1 protein-coding gene is annotated in these 508 nt (G+C 77.4%); it reads right to left on the bottom strand.

Annotated elements, in window-relative coordinates; all coding sequences use genetic code 11:
* Nucleotides 1-508: ATP-binding cassette domain-containing protein (locus NWP09_RS13225; RefSeq protein WP_258275939.1), on the bottom strand; the 508-nt coding region annotated here is incomplete at both ends.

Raw genomic sequence — 508 nt, forward strand, 5'->3', positions numbered from 1 at the left:
GGTGAGGAGCGCCCGCGCGACCGCGAGCCGCTGGCGCTCGCCGCCCGAGAGCGCCGAGCCGCCGGCGCCCACGCGCGTGTCGAGCCCGTCGCCGAGCGAGGCGAGCAGCGGGCCGAGCCCAGCGCGTGAGAGCGCATCCTCGAGCGTCGCCGCATCGGGGGCGTCGTCGCGCGAGCGGGCGAGCAGCAGGTTCCCGCGCAGCGTCGAGTCGAAGACGTACGCGTCCTGCGGGCACCACGCGACGCGCGAGCGCCACGCGCGCTCGTCGAGCCCGGTGAGCGGCGCGCCACTGCTCCCTCGTGGCGACAGGTATATGCGCTTCGGCTCCGAACCAGCGCCGTTGGGAGCCGTTGCACATATACCTGCGGCGGGGTCGGCGGCATCGGCTGTCGCGGCGGCGTCGGCTGTCGCGGTAGCGGCGTCGGCCGTCGCAGCGGGGTCGACTGCGACGGTGGCCGCGGGCGCTGCGCCGGCGACCGTGGCCGACGCCGCTGCGACGGCCGTGGGC

The organism is Agrococcus sp. HG114, assembly GCF_024723325.1.
Classification (GTDB): Bacteria; Actinomycetota; Actinomycetes; order Actinomycetales; family Microbacteriaceae; genus Agrococcus.